Here is a 12813-nt window from a genome sequence, read left to right as displayed (position 1 = left end):
GTGTTCCTCACCGGACGCAGTGTCCTCGTCCTTCTCCTCGGCCTGGTGCCGGTGGTGCTCTTCGGCGCGCGCGCGGAGGTCGCCTCCCTCGTGCTCGCGCTCTGGTCGCTCGCCTGGGCCGGGCTCGTGACCCTCGACCTCCTCGTCGCAGGCTCGCCGCGGGCGGTGGCGCTCGAGCGGCGGGTGCCCGAACGCGCGCGGCTCGGCGAGCGGGCGGAGGCGATGCTGCTGCTCGCGAACACCGGCCGGCGTCACCTGCGCGGCACCGTCAGGGACGCGTGGGAGCCCTCCGCGGGCGCGGTCGCGACGCGCTCGGCGCTCCGGCTGCCTCCTGGAGAGCGGCGCGCCGTGACGACCGTGCTCGAGCCGCGCCGCCGCGGCGAGCGGCGGGCGCTGCACGTCACCCTCCGGTCCTTGGGCCCGCTCGGTCTCGCCGGCCGGCAGGCGACCCGCTTCCTCCCCGCGGCGATCCGGGTGCTGCCGGCGTTCCACTCCCGCCGTCACCTCCCCTCTCGCCTGGCCCGGCTCCGCGAGCTCGAGGGACGCACGAGCGTGATGCTGCGCGGTCAGGGGACGGAGTTCGACAGTCTGCGCGACTACGTGCGCGGCGACGACCTGCGTTCCCTCGACTGGCGGGCGACCGCGCGCCGGCGCGAGCCGGTGGTGCGCACGTGGCGGCCGGAACGCGATCGGCGGGTGGTCGTCGTCCTCGACACCGGGCGCACCTCCGCGGCCCGCATCGAGGACGAGCCGCGCCTGGACACGGCGATCGAGGCGAGCCTGCTGCTCACGGCGCTGGCCGCCTCCGCGGGCGACCGCGTCGACGTGCTCGCCTTCGACCGCAGACGCCGCGCCCGCGTGCACGGCGCGAGCGGCGGGGAGGCGGTGCGGAGCGTCGTCGAGGCACTGGCTCCCGTGGAGCCGCAACTGCTCGAGACCGATTGGGCGGCCGTGCCGGCACAACTGCGCGCCCTGGTGTCACAGCGCTCGCTCGTGGTGCTCCTGACGGCCCTCGACTCGCTCGGCTCCGCGGAGGGACTGCTCGCGATCCTTCCCCCGCTCACCCGGCGTCATACGGTCGTCGTCGCCTGCGCGGTCGATCCCGAGCTTGCGCGCATGGCGGCCGAGCGCGGTGATCGCGCCTCCGTGTACACCGCCGCCGCAGCCGAACGCTCGTTGGCCGAGTCCGACCGGATCGCGGCGGCCGTGCGTCGGCTCGGCGGTGACGTGGTGCTCGCGAGTCCCGCGATGCTGCCGCCGGCGCTCGCCGACCGGTACCTGGCGCTCAAGGCGAGCGGACGCCTCTGAGCGAGCGCCTGAGGGTGGCGGCTCCCCCCGCGTGAGGTCAGGCCTCGGCGATGCTCCGCGAGCCCGCGGCGAAGCGGTCGAGGTCCCCGGTCTCACCGGCTCGCACGGCGCGCCCGCCGAGCACGATCATGTAGGCGAGGAACACCGCGAGCGCCACTGCGCCGATCGCGATCTTGATCGGCCACGGCCAGGGGGCCGGGGTCACGAATCCCTCGATCACGCCCGACACCAGGAGCACGAACACCAGGCCGATCGCGACCGTGAAGAGGCTGCGCGCGTCCTCTGCCAGCGCTTGAGCGCGCGGACGCGGCCCGGGCGCGATCCACGCCCAGAAGATCCGCAGCCCCGCGGCCGCGGCGACGAACACCGCCGTCAGCTCGAGCAGTCCGTGCGGAAGGATGTAGGCGAAGAACGTGTCGCCCTCCCCCACGTGCAGCATCACCGCGAACGAGGTGCCCAGGTTCTGCGCGTTCTGCAGCAGGATGTAGGGGACGTAGACGCCCACGATCCCGAACGCGACGCACTGCGCCGCGATCCATGCGTTGTTCGTCCACACCTGGCCCGCGAACGACGCGGCCGGGTTCTCGGAGTAGTAGTCGACGAAGTCGTTCTGCGCGAAGCGACGCAGTTGCGCATCGTCGCCGAGGGAGGCGAGCAGCGCCGGGTCGCCGAGGATCCACACGGCGAAGAGGGTGGCGACGAGCACGGTGGCGAGCGCGACGGCGAGGGTCAGCCAGCGGAGGCGGTAGAGGGCGGCCGGGAGCGAGAGCACGGCGAAGCGCGCGATCGCCGCGAGCGGCTCCCCCCTCGTGCCTGTGAGCCTCCCCCTGGCGCGCGAGAGCGAAACGGCCAGACGCGCGCCGACCGCGGTCGATCCCGCCGTCGAGGTGATCGTCGCCAGGTCGGCGGAGGCTGACTGGTATCGCTCCACGAGCTCGTCGGCCTCGCGTCCGCTCAGCCTGCGCTGGCGCGAGAGCTGGTCGAGCCGCGTCCACTGCGGGCGGCGGGCGGCCGAGAGCGCGTCGATGTCCATCTCTTGAGAGGATAGCCACCGTGTATCCCGCACGGTCGGGGAGGGAGGAGCGGCATGGTCGACACGCGCAGCGCCTCGTTCGACGACGCCTCTCTCGTCACCGGCGAGGCGATCGCACTCGAGGTGCCCGTCGCCTCCTTCGTCGTGCGGGCGGTCGGCGCGATCGTCGATCTGGCGGCCGAGCTGCTGCTCGCGCTGGGGCTGTTCCTTCTCGTCGCGAGCCTCTCGGGCGACGATGGCCTCGACGAGGCGGCCACGGCGGCCGTCGCCGTGGCCGCCCTCGTGATCTCGGTCGTGCTGGTCCCGGTCGCCGTCGAGACCGCATCGCGCGGGCGGTCGCTCGGCAAGCTGGTCGTGGGCGCCCGGGTCGTGCGCGACGATGGAGGCGCGATCGGGTTCCGTCACGCCCTCGTCCGTGCCCTCACGGGCGTCCTCGAGATCCTGATGACCGGAGGCGGGCTCGCCGCGGTCGTGAGTCTGCTCTCACGGGACTCTCGTCGCCTCGGCGACGTTCTGGCGGGCACGCACAGCCAGATCGAGCGGGTGCCCGCGGCTCCTCCGCTGCTCGTCGATGTGCCGCCTCCGCTCGTGGGCTGGGCACGGACGGCCGATGTCGCGCGTCTCCCGGACGCGCTCGCCCGGCGGCTCGCCCACTTCCTCCGCCAGCGCGAGGGGATGACCGAGCCGTCGCGCTCTCAGCTCGCCGCGGCGCTCGCTCAGGAGGTCGCCGGGTCGGTGTCACCGGTTCCGGCCGCACCCGCGGAGGAGTTCCTGCTCGCGGTGGCGGCGCTGCGGCGGGCGCGCGAGGAGCGGGCGCTCCGGCTCGCCGACGAGCGCCTGGCCCGCCTCCGGCCGGTCCTCGCGAGCGCGCCGCGCGGCTTCCCGGAACGCGACTCGTAGGCCCTCGACGGAGCCTGGTCGATCAGTCGATCAGTCGATCAGTCGAGCGGATCGACGCGACCGCCGTAGCGCACGGTGCGCCATCCCCGCGGCACGAGGAGGCGCCGGTCGTGCTCGGCGCAGAGATCGTAGCCGTGCGGGTCCGGGGTCGGGCTCAGCGGGCCCACGGCGACGAGCGAATCGCGGTAGTCGTACGTGAGCGTGACGGCCGCCGGAGCCCGGCAGCCCGTCCGCGAGCACAGCCGTCCGGTCATCGCGCCCACAGTAGCAATAGGCTGGAGACATGCCCCGCGCCCGCCGTTCCACCGCTCGTCAGGCGGGCTCGGCACGCCGGAGCTCGCACGATCGGCATGGTCGGGGCGTTCGCGGCCCCGTCACCGGCCCGCATCTGCCGCCGCTCCAGACGCGTACCGACTTCTTCGAGGCGACGATCGGCTCCGCCATCGACTACCTCCGCGGCACATGGCCCGACGAGCTGGCCGGCATCCACGTCGACGTCGCGGCGACTCCCGACGTCGACCCGTCACGCCTGATGGGCACGGGGATCGCGCGCTGGCGCGTCGACCACGCAGGCCGCCGCATCACCCTCTACCGCGTGCCGATCGAGCGGCTCGCGAAGCTGCACCGGCGCGACGAATGGCACCAGCGGATGCTGATCGAGGGCTACGTGTTCCGCGCGGTCGCGGAGCTGCTCGGCCGGGACCCGTGGGACATCTCCCCGGATCGCCACCGCGACCACTGACGTCGGCGCCGGGCGCGCCTCGCGTCGCAGCGCCGGAGGCCAGGACGGCTCAGTGCGCGTAGACCGTGACCGGGGACGACAGCGGCCCGGGAGGCACGATCGCATACGAGGCGATGCGTCCCTCGGCCGCGAGGGACACCGAGGCCTGCACGGGCTGATCGCTCGTGACGACGACGGAGTCGCTGCCGAGCTCGGTCGAGACCGCCGCGAACGGTCCGATCGCAACGGTGCGGGATCCTCCGGCCGAGGACAGCACGACAGAGGCGGACGTGTCGCTCGCGTTCGCCAGGTGCAGTCGCGCCCCGGGCAGTCCCGTGTTGGCGACGCCGAAAGCCTTCGAGGTCGCGGTGCCCGAGACGAACCATGCGAAGTCGGTCCCCGCCTGGCCGGTCGATGTCGAGCGTCCCGCGGCCACCACGGGCTGGTCCGAGGTGAGCGTCACCTTGTACGAGCCCTCGCCGAGCCCCGTGAGGGGCACTTCGAAGACGCGCCCCGCGGGCACGACGACCTGGGTGGAGGTCCCGAGCCCCGCCGGGTCCTCGTTCGCCACCTCGATCGACACGGTGCTGTCGGCCGTGCCCGGGGCGAGCAGACGCAGCGACGGGGCGCTGCCTCCGCCGTCGTCGTCGCCGGAGGCTGCGGGAGGCGAGGCGACGGTGAACCCCGAGATCACGGTGGTGGTACTCGGCGCCGCCGCGGGTCCGGTGCTCTCGACGCCCTCGGGGGTCAGACCCGAGATGGCACTGCTCTGGAGGCTCGCCGCGATCTCGCCGCCCCGTGCCGTCATCCTCACGACCGGCTGCACCACGTCGGGCGCGAGTCCCGCGAGCGGGAGCGAGCGCACCGATCCGGCGGGTACGACGATCCCCGTCGCTCCGGTCGCCGCGATCGAACCGTTCTCTCCGTAGAGGGCGAGGTCGACCGTGGCCGAGACGGCGCTCGGGTTCGCGAGCACGACGATAGAGGTGCGTCCGACGTCCGTCGAGCCGGCGACGAGCCAGCTGTCGGCTGACGCCTCGGCGCACCCCCGAGCGGCGAGACCCGAGATCGTGTCGTTCGCGAGGGCCTGGGTCGTGACTCCGCCGGGCACCGGATCGGCGTCGGCGGGGACGCTCAGCCTCGTCGCGCCGGTTCCCGGCGCGGCGACGTCCCTCTCCTCGAGAGGACGGGGTGCGGACGCGGAGCCGTCGGGCCAGACGGTCGTGCTCGCGCCGTCGAAGGCGCGCAACTGGTCGGGCTCGCTCGCGTCGACGAGGTCTCCCCCGCAGACGAGCGTGCTGTCGGCGGCGACAGGGGTGACGACGACTCCCTCCGCGGCACGGGAGGCGAGCGGGACGGGTACGAGCTGCGGGAGGACGACGGCCGCGGCCGCGAGAGCCGCCCCGGCGACTCCGGCGCCCACGCGCAGCGCCGCCCTGCGACGACGCGCGAAGGACGGGCTGGAGCCTCGACGGGACGTCGGCTCCACGTCATGGCCGGAGGTCGCCGCGTTCTGCTTCGCGGCGACCCGCTCGGCTCGGCGCTCGGCCCGGGATGGTCGCGACGGCGTGTCGGGGTCGGTCATGCGCGTCTCCTGATCGGCCGGGTCAGACATCGTCGTTCCCGTCGTCGAACTGCCCGGTCGCCTCGCCCGGCTCGTCGTCGATACCCGCGACCGCGTCCGCGGAGCGCCCACGCTCGAGCGAGAGCCCCGTCGGCACGGCGAGCAGCAGGGCGACGAGGAAGATGAGGAGCACACCGATCGTGTAGGCGAGCCCGAAGGGGCCGATGACTCCGCTCGGGGCGGCTTCGGAACGGGTGTTCGAGGTGTCGACGGCGCTCCAGAGGAGGCCGTACCGGGTGTCGCCGACCGCCGAGAACGTCGGATCGGCGTCCAGAGACACGGCGGCGCGCGAGCGCACGGCCGAGGCAGCGTCCCCTGCCTGCGCACCCTGGGGCTGGGCGAGGACGACGAAGCGCACACCCAGCTCCTGGATCGACGACGCGACATCGAAGCCCGAGCGCGACACGAGGTTGCCGGCGAGCTCGTCGAGGGAGTCGTTCCGCTCGGCCCCGGTCGACACCAGGGTGGACTGCTGGTCGAGGGTCGCCCCGGAGCCGCGTTCGAGGCGGGCGAGGATGCCGCCGTCGGCTTGCGGGACGAGCACGATGGTCCCTATCCGCGGGTCGTTCTGTGCCTCCGCGGCGACGTAGGCGGGCAGCGATCGTTCGGAGGCGACGGTGACGGGGCTCTGCCCCGAGGGGAAGACCGCGGCCAAGGGCGACACGACCGCCGCGACCGCCGCCATGACGAGCAGTGCCGGCACGAGCCGGAACGACGGCAGCGCCGCGATCGACAGCGAGAAGCCGATGACGAGGCCGAGCCAGTACAGGCTGAGGCCGGTGCCGCTCCACACGGCGACCGTCGCCGACCCCGCCGTGGCGAGCTGCACGCCCTGGGCGAGCGTGGCGGTGACGAGTCCGGCGGACGCGAGGCCCACGCCTCCGAGCGCCGACAGGTTGTTCGGCAGCAGGAGCGCGGCCACGGCGGCGAGGATCAGCGGCAGCACGAGCACCGCGGTGGCGAGCGGCGCGGCGGAGGCGGGGATGTTCAGCCCCTCGAGGAAGCCGACCCAGCCACCGGGCTGCCCGGCGCCGGGCAGCCCCGAGGGAAAGCCGGCGAGGAGCGTGAAGAAGTCGCTCGTCGACGAGGGCAGCGGCACGCCCGGATCGGCGAGCAGGGCGAGCCACTCGCCGCGAGGCGCCCGGGCGAGGATCAGCGGGAACAGCAGCGCGAGCGCGGGGATCGGCAACCCCAGGAAGCGGCCGACACGGCGCCCCGAGGTGACGACGACGACGATCCAGACGGCGGCCAGCGGCACGGCGAGCACGGGCGCGCACGCCACGACGGCCGCCGCGAGCAGCGAGGCGCTCGCCGACGCCGACCACGAGCGGGAGGCGCCGAAGCCCGCGAAGAACAGCCAGGGCAGCAAGACGTGCGCGAGCATCGGCCCCGGCCGTCCGTCCACCTGCGCCGCGAAGAAGGCGGGGGCGAGCACATAGACGAGGGCGCCGGCGGCGCGGGCGAGCGTCCTCGGAGTGATCCGCGCGATCATCAGCCACGCGCCCATCGCCGCGAGCGGCAACGCCGTCAGGTAGAGCAGCACCATCGAGAAGCTCGGCGACCAGAAGGTCACCGAGCCGAGCACGGCCAGCACGGCGGCGAAGGGGTCAGCGGCGCCGACGAATCCCGTTCCGATGTCGCGCCAGCCGTAGGCGGCGTTGCGCCAGAGCTCGCCCACCTCGGGCGAGAGGGTCAACAGGCCGCCGCCACTGATCGCGGGCGCGGCGAGGAGTGGGGTGTAGAGGACGAGTCCGACGAGAGCGGCGAGCAGGACAACCCAGACGCCTCCGCCCTGGAAGAACTGCAGGGGATGCCGCTCCCGCCCGGCCTGCACCCGCACGGCGTCGTGTCGCACCGAGCGCAGCTGCCGCACCACGTCGAGCGGGATGCGCAAGGGAGCGATCGCCTTCCAGCCGACGTTCTTCGCCGAGCGCAGCGCCCGACGGGCGCGGAGGACCTTGGTGCCCCCGAACGCGACGACGATGGCCGCGAGCAGCTCGCCTCCGACGAGCCCCGGCTGCTTGCGCAGCAGGCGGAGGATCGCGCGACCGATCGCGAACGGCACGAGGGAGAGCCAGTGCACGAGGAGGAGGGGCGCGGAGGAGTAGGCGAGTCGCCGGTGCAGCTCTGCAGCCCGCTGCTGGCGGGCACGGCGACGCTCTCCGCTGTCGATCCGACGGCCGTCGGGTCGTTGGAGTCCGATACGTGCGGTCGTGACCCTCGCATCCGGGACGCGGCTCACGCGGTGGCCGGCGAGACGGGTGCGGATCGAGAAGTCGAGCGCATCGTCGACGACGGGAAGTCCCGGGTCGAAGCCGCCGAGCTCCTCCCACAGCGTGTGCCGGACGAGCATGCCGCCGGCGGCGACCGCGAGGACGTCGGGGGACGAGTCGTGTTGGCCCTGGTCGAGCTCGTCCTCGACGAGGTGCACGGTGGTGCCGGCGCGGGTGATCGACTCGCCGTAGCTGCGGAGGTAGCCCGAGCGCGTCCAGTCCATGACCTTGGGGCCCGCGACCGCGACCGACGGGGCGACCTCGACGGCGCCGAGGAGCGCTGCGAGGGCCCCCGGCTCGGGAGCCGAATCCTGGGCGAGCAGCCACAGCCACTCGTCCTGCCCCTGCGGGGACTGCATCACTCGTGTGGCGCGGGCGACGGCCTGCCCGAAGGAGAGGTTCTCGGCGACCTGCACGAGTTGGGTCGGCCCCCAGGCGGCGAGCAGTTCGCCCGTGCCGTCCTTGGAGCCTCCGTCGACGAACACCGTCGCGTCGGGCTGGCGGGTCTGCGCCCGCAGCGCCGCGAGGGTTCGTTCCAGGTACGCCGCGCCATTGCGCGCGACGAGGACGGCGGTGACTCGTGGATACATCGCGGACCACCCTAAGCGATGCCGCTCGCCGACCCTCCGCGGCTCGCCGCCCTGCCGAAGCCGTCACCGCATCCCGGCACCGGGTCGCGCCGGACGCGCTCGCTGATCGGCGCACCGTCGGCGCGGAGCAGCGCCGGGAGGAGGGGACTCAGGCGCGGCGGCGCAGTTTGCGACGCTCGCGCTCGGAGAGGCCGCCCCAGATGCCGAAACGCTCGTCGTTCTCGAGCGCGTATTCGAGGCACTGCGCGCGCACTTCGCACGAGGTGCAGATCTTCTTCGCGTCGCGCGTCGATCCGCCCTTCTCGGGGAAGAACGCCTCGGGGTCGGTCTGGGCGCAGAGCGAGTCGACCTGCCAGGCGAGCACGCCGCCGGGGGCCTCGGTCTCGGAGTCGATGCCGCGGCGGACGCCGGGCACGCCGAGGCGGACGGGATCGACGAACCAGTCGTCGGGGACTCCGGGACGATAGTCGGGAAGCGCCATACCGTCTCCTACCCCGCGTTCTGACCGATGATTCGACGACTCCTCCGGAGCCGCCGCTAAGTAATTACATCGGTGTCATTCGCTGAGGTCAAGTCGCGGACCATAAACCCTCAACCCGCCGTGGAGGGTTTACGACACACCGGCGTGTCGTGACCCTCCCTCAGCTCAGGAGGCGGAGCGGCGCGCCCCCCACGCACTCTCGACCATCTCGCCGAGCGAATGGCGCATCCGCCAGCCGAGGTCGCGGGCGGCCCTCTCGCCCGAGGCCACGATGCGCGGCGGGTCGCCGGGGCGGCGCGGCGCCTCCTCGGGAGTGAAGTCGATCCCCGTGCTCTCCGCGATGGCGCGCATGATCTCCCCGACCGACGCCCCCGCGCCGCTGCCCAGGTTGTAGACCGGCTCGATCGGCTCACCCGCCACCAGGCGTCGCGCCGCCGCCACGTGGGCGAGTGCGAGATCGGCGACGTGGAGATAGTCGCGGACGCAGGTGCCGTCGGGAGTCGGGTAGTCGGTGCCGTTGATGCGCGGGGTGCGGCCCTCCAGCAGCGCCTCGAACACCAGCGGGAAGAGATTGTGCGGGCTCGTGTCGTACACGTCCGGGTAGCCCGAGCCGACGACATTGAAGTAGCGCAAGGAGGTGTGGCGCACGCCGAACGCGCGTCCCGCGTCTGCGAGCAGCCACTCGCCGATGAGCTTCGACTCGCCGTACGGCGACTCGGGGCTCTTGGGCGTGTCCTCGGTGACGAGGTCGACGTCGACCGCGCCGTAGACGGCAGCGCTCGACGAGAAGACGATCGACGAGACTCCCGCACGCTCCATCGCGGCCAGCACGCGCAGAGTGCCCGTCACGTTCTGCTCGTAGGTGTGCAGCGGCCTCTGCACCGAGACGCCGGCGTACTTGAAGCCGGCGACATGCACGACCCCCTCGATCTCGTGCTCTGCGAAGACCCGCTCGAGCAGCGCCCCATCGAGGATCGAGCCGTGATGGAAGGGGACTCCCTCCGGCACGAACGACGCGTGTCCCGACGAGAGATCGTCCACGACGACGGGAGCGATCCCCTGCTCGGCGAACGCGCGCACGACGTGCGCCCCGATGTACCCGGCTCCCCCGGTGACCAGCCATGCCATGCGCATCCTCCTCGGTGTCAGCGCGCGCCGCGCGCCGGGAGACACCCTATCCGCGCGCCGCTCTCCGCGGCCGTCCGGGGTCGGTCGGAGTCCGCTCAGACCGTCGCCACGAAGAGCGTCCCCCGACCCGAGACGAGGAGCTCGCGCTCGGCCGGGGTCACGAAGACGCTCCCGCCGCGCTCGACGCGCGTCGACCCCTCCGCGCCCTCGATCGTGAAGGAGCCCTCGGTCGCGATCGCGATCGCCGGGCCGTGCAGCGCGACGCGTGCCGGCGCCTCCGACACGGGCTCGACGACCGCGAGGACGAAGTCGGGCACGTCGGGGCGATAGACGCGCACGCCGGGCTCCGCCTCCTCCGGCTCGAGGTAGGGCACCGGCAGCGGCGAGAACTCGAGCACGTCGACCAGCTCGGGCACATCGATGTGCTTGGGGGTGAGCCCTCCGCGCAGCACATTGTCGGAGGCGGCCATCAGCTCGACCCCCGTGCCCGCGAGATAGGCGTGGATGTTGCCGGCGGGCAGGTACAGCACCTCGCCGCGCGCGAGCCGCACCCGGTTGAGCAGAAGCGAGAGCACGATCCCGGGATCGCCCGGGTAGCTCTGGGCCAGCTCGCGGACGGTCGTCGTCTCGAGACGGACATCCGCGGCGGAGGCGCCCACCACGGCCTCGACGAGGCTCGCGACCTCGGCGCGGTCGCCCTCGGCGAGAAGCCACGTGACGGCCCGGCGCAGCACGAGGGCCGGTTCGCCCTCGAGCGACGCGGCGAAGCGCTCGATCGCCACCGCCTCCGCTCCGGTCGAGCGGCCGGCGAGCTCGGCGAGCAGCGCGCGGGAGGCGGAGGGCTCGCGGAAGCCGCAGAGGGCGTCGAAGCTCTCGCTGAGCGCGTAGATCAGCTCCGGCTTGTGGAAGGGGTCCCTGTAGTTGCGCTCGGCGGCGTCGCGGGCGAGGCCCGACTCCTCCTCGTCGACGAAGCGGCGACGCGCCGTGTCGGCCGACGGGTGCGCCTGGAGCGAGAGCGGGCCGCCCGCGGCGAGGATCTTGAGCAGGAAGGGGAGGCGCGGCGCGCCCGAGACCGGATCGGTCGACCCCTCCACGCCGCCGAGCGCCTCCTCCGGCTCGCGCGCGATCCACTCGGCGAGCGTGTCGACACCGAGCGCGCTCGGGTCGAGCACTCGCGAGGGCGAACCGGGGTGCGCCCCCAGCCACAGCTCCGCCTCGGGGCGGCCGGAGGGGGTCGTGCCGAGCGCCTCCGAGATGCCGGTGAGCGAGCCCCAGGCGTAGTCGCGGGGGGTGTTGCCGATCGGGATGAACACGGGGCGATCGCCTTCCGTCCGGATGAGAGGGAGCCTCGTCGCGCGCCCGGATCCGCCGGGGCCGCTCCTCCCCGACGGTAGCAGGATCCACAACGGCGACCGCGGGCGAAGGGTGTCCGCTTGACGTTCCCCACCAGAGGACGCGGCGCTTCGCGGCAGCCTTCGTACGCTGGTCGGACGCATCGTCGCCGCCCGCGCGGCCCCCGTTCGATGCGTCCCGAGCGATGGAGCGATGGAGCATGGACAGCACGACCCTCGAGATCCTGGCCGCCGATTTCTACGGCTTCGAGGCACGCCTCACGCCCGGAGAGAAGGAGGTGATCGCCCGCTTGCGTTCCTTCCTGGAGGAGCGAGTCCGCCCGATCGCCGACGACTACTGGGAGCGGGCCGAGTTCCCCCGGCAGCTCCTCCCCGGGCTGCACGCGACGGGGATCGTCGGCCTCTCCTGGCCCGAGACGCGCACGCTCGAGAACTCGGCGGTGTTCCGCGGCTGGGTGGCGCTCGAGCTCGGCCGCGTCGATGCCGGCATCGCCACCTACGTCGGAGTGCAGAACGGCCTCGTGATGGGCACGGTCGGAGTCGCCGGCTCCGCGGAGCAGCGGGCGGAGTGGCTCCCGAAGCTCGCCTCGGGCGAGGTGATCGGCGCTTTCGGGCTGACGGAGCCGCACTCGGGCTCCGACTCCGCGCAGGGCCTGCGTACGACGGCCCGTCGCGATGGCGACACCTGGATCCTCGACGGGGCCAAGCGGTGGATCGGCAACGCGACCTTCAGCGACATCACCGTCATCTGGGCGAAGGACGTCGCCGATGGCCAGGTGAAGGGCTTCCTCGTGCCGACCTCGACCCCGGGCTATCGCGCCACCGCCATCGCCCGCAAGCAGAGTCTGCGCACCGTGCAGAACGCCGACATCGTGCTCGAGGGCGTGCGGGTGCCGGAGTCGTTGCGCCTCCAGGGAGCCGACTCGTTCCGCGACACGGCGAAGGTGTTGCGTCTGACGCGCGCCGAAGTGGCATGGCAGGCGATCGGAGTCGCGATCGGCGCCTACGACGCAGCGCTGCGCTACGCGAAGGAGCGGGTCCAGTTCGGCAAGCCGCTCGTCGGCCACCAGCTCGTGCAGGACCTCCTGGTGAAGAGCATCGGCAACATCACCGCGAGCATCGCGCTCGCGACGCGCGTCTCCGAGATGCTCGACGCGGACGAGCAGCGCGACGAGCACTCCGCGCTCGCGAAGGCCTTCACGACCGCCCGGATGCGCGAGACCGTGGCCTGGTGCCGCGAGGTCATGGGCGGCAACGGCATCGTGCTCGACTACGGCGTCGCCCGCTTCTTCGCCGACGCGGAGGCCCTCTACTCCTACGAGGGGACGCGCGAGATGAACACGCTGATCGTCGGCCGGTCGATCACCGGCACCGCGGCCTTCGTCTGAGGCCGCCCCGAGGTC

The 12813-nt window shown here is 73.1% G+C and carries 11 protein-coding genes; 4 read left to right on the top strand and 7 right to left on the bottom strand.

Annotated features, from left to right (window positions below; genetic code table 11):
- Nucleotides 1-1308 carry a DUF58 domain-containing protein gene (locus ITJ45_RS12615; RefSeq protein ID WP_194610776.1) on the top strand — a complete coding sequence of 436 codons (1308 nt, stop codon included), beginning with the start codon at nucleotides 1-3 and terminating at the stop codon, nucleotides 1306-1308.
- 37 nt (nucleotides 1309-1345) lie between these two features.
- Here ITJ45_RS12615 and ITJ45_RS12610 read toward each other — a convergent pair whose 3' ends face one another.
- Nucleotides 1346-2341, bottom strand: coding sequence for a stage II sporulation protein M (locus ITJ45_RS12610; RefSeq protein WP_194610778.1), 996 nt, complete (start codon nucleotides 2339-2341; stop codon nucleotides 1346-1348).
- 54 nt (nucleotides 2342-2395) lie between these two features.
- On the opposite strand from ITJ45_RS12610, the gene ITJ45_RS12605 reads away from it, so the two are divergent.
- Nucleotides 2396-3241: an RDD family protein gene (locus tag ITJ45_RS12605; RefSeq protein ID WP_194610780.1), complete on the top strand. Its 846-nt coding sequence runs from the start codon at nucleotides 2396-2398 to the stop codon at nucleotides 3239-3241.
- A 38-nt stretch (nucleotides 3242-3279) separates the two neighbouring features.
- Here ITJ45_RS12605 and ITJ45_RS12600 read toward each other — a convergent pair whose 3' ends face one another.
- Nucleotides 3280-3495: a DUF3499 family protein gene (locus tag ITJ45_RS12600; protein WP_194610782.1), complete on the bottom strand. Its 216-nt coding sequence runs from the start codon at nucleotides 3493-3495 to the stop codon at nucleotides 3280-3282.
- 29 nt (nucleotides 3496-3524) lie between these two features.
- On the opposite strand from ITJ45_RS12600, the gene ITJ45_RS12595 reads away from it, so the two are divergent.
- Nucleotides 3525-3983, top strand: a complete 459-nt coding sequence (locus ITJ45_RS12595) for a metallopeptidase family protein (RefSeq protein ID WP_194610784.1) — start codon at nucleotides 3525-3527, stop codon at nucleotides 3981-3983.
- 49 nt (nucleotides 3984-4032) lie between these two features.
- On the opposite strand, the gene ITJ45_RS12590 is transcribed toward ITJ45_RS12595, so the two are convergent.
- The 5 genes from ITJ45_RS12590 to manA form a co-directional block, all read right to left on the bottom strand.
- Nucleotides 4033-5547: a DUF5719 family protein gene (locus ITJ45_RS12590; protein ID WP_194610786.1), complete on the bottom strand. Its 1515-nt coding sequence runs from the start codon at nucleotides 5545-5547 to the stop codon at nucleotides 4033-4035.
- Between the two features lie 22 nt (nucleotides 5548-5569).
- Nucleotides 5570-8449 (bottom strand): glycosyltransferase family 2 protein, encoded by a 2880-nt coding sequence (locus ITJ45_RS12585; protein WP_194610788.1) that lies wholly within the window; start codon nucleotides 8447-8449, stop codon nucleotides 5570-5572.
- A gap of 148 nt (nucleotides 8450-8597) precedes the next feature.
- Nucleotides 8598-8930, bottom strand: coding sequence for a WhiB family transcriptional regulator (locus ITJ45_RS12580; protein WP_194610790.1), 333 nt, complete (start codon nucleotides 8928-8930; stop codon nucleotides 8598-8600).
- 165 nt (nucleotides 8931-9095) lie between these two features.
- The gene (galE, locus tag ITJ45_RS12575) at nucleotides 9096-10058 is read right to left on the bottom strand and encodes a UDP-glucose 4-epimerase GalE (protein WP_194610792.1); all 963 of its coding nucleotides are present in this window, start codon (nucleotides 10056-10058) and stop codon (nucleotides 9096-9098) included.
- A 95-nt stretch (nucleotides 10059-10153) separates the two neighbouring features.
- Nucleotides 10154-11371: a mannose-6-phosphate isomerase, class I gene (gene manA, locus ITJ45_RS12570; protein ID WP_194610794.1), complete on the bottom strand. Its 1218-nt coding sequence runs from the start codon at nucleotides 11369-11371 to the stop codon at nucleotides 10154-10156.
- A 239-nt stretch (nucleotides 11372-11610) separates the two neighbouring features.
- Between manA and ITJ45_RS12565 the strand changes: the two genes are divergently transcribed.
- Nucleotides 11611-12798 carry an acyl-CoA dehydrogenase family protein gene (locus ITJ45_RS12565; protein WP_194610796.1) on the top strand — a complete coding sequence of 396 codons (1188 nt, stop codon included), beginning with the start codon at nucleotides 11611-11613 and terminating at the stop codon, nucleotides 12796-12798.
- Nucleotides 12799-12813: the final 15 nt, after the last annotated feature.

The organism is Rathayibacter sp. VKM Ac-2879 (genome assembly GCF_015351245.1).
Lineage (GTDB): Bacteria > Actinomycetota > Actinomycetes > Actinomycetales > Microbacteriaceae > Rathayibacter.
Note: the sequence above shows the minus strand (reverse complement) of the source record. Positions and strands in the feature narration are given on the sequence as shown.

Coding starts and splice junctions, on each gene's coding strand:
- ITJ45_RS12595 (WP_194610784.1), top strand. CDS start 3,525: ATGCCCCGCGCCCGCCGTTCCACCGCTCGTCAGGCGGGCTCGGCACGC.
- ITJ45_RS12605 (WP_194610780.1), top strand. CDS start 2,396: ATGGTCGACACGCGCAGCGCCTCGTTCGACGACGCCTCTCTCGTCACC.
- ITJ45_RS12580 (WP_194610790.1), bottom strand. CDS start 8,930: ATGGCGCTTCCCGACTATCGTCCCGGAGTCCCCGACGACTGGTTCGTC.
- ITJ45_RS12590 (WP_194610786.1), bottom strand. CDS start 5,547: ATGACCGACCCCGACACGCCGTCGCGACCATCCCGGGCCGAGCGCCGA.
- galE (WP_194610792.1), bottom strand. CDS start 10,058: ATGGCATGGCTGGTCACCGGGGGAGCCGGGTACATCGGGGCGCACGTC.
- ITJ45_RS12610 (WP_194610778.1), bottom strand. CDS start 2,341: ATGGACATCGACGCGCTCTCGGCCGCCCGCCGCCCGCAGTGGACGCGG.
- ITJ45_RS12600 (WP_194610782.1), bottom strand. CDS start 3,495: ATGACCGGACGGCTGTGCTCGCGGACGGGCTGCCGGGCTCCGGCGGCC.
- ITJ45_RS12585 (WP_194610788.1), bottom strand. CDS start 8,449: ATGTATCCACGAGTCACCGCCGTCCTCGTCGCGCGCAATGGCGCGGCG.
- ITJ45_RS12565 (WP_194610796.1), top strand. CDS start 11,611: ATGGACAGCACGACCCTCGAGATCCTGGCCGCCGATTTCTACGGCTTC.